At 30.7% G+C, this 238-nt stretch carries 1 protein-coding gene; it reads right to left on the bottom strand.

Going from position 1 to position 238, the window contains the following annotated elements; all coding sequences use genetic code 11:
* Positions 1-238: zinc ribbon domain-containing protein (locus QT74_RS07965; RefSeq protein ID WP_033765943.1), on the bottom strand; the 238-nt coding region annotated here is incomplete at both ends.

Raw genomic sequence — 238 nt, 5'->3', positions numbered from 1 at the left:
AATTCAAAGCCACACTCTAGGCATTGATAAATCCTATCTTTAAGTTTTAAATCTTGTTTAACCTTTTGACAATTAGAGCAAGTCTTAGAGCTTGGATAGTAAGTGTCAGCTCTTAGAATTTCTTTATTAGAGTATTTAGCTTTATATTCTAATAGCGTGTTAAACACAGACATAGAAACATCGCTTAAAGATTTAGCCAACCTGTGATTTTTAAACATGTTTTTGACTTTCAAACTCT

Origin of the sequence: Helicobacter pylori SA213A (genome assembly GCF_000476275.1) — a bacterium.
GTDB lineage: Bacteria > Campylobacterota > Campylobacteria > Campylobacterales > Helicobacteraceae > Helicobacter > Helicobacter pylori_CL.
The sequence above is the reverse complement of the archived record's forward strand: the minus strand, read 5'-3'. Positions and strand labels throughout refer to the sequence as shown.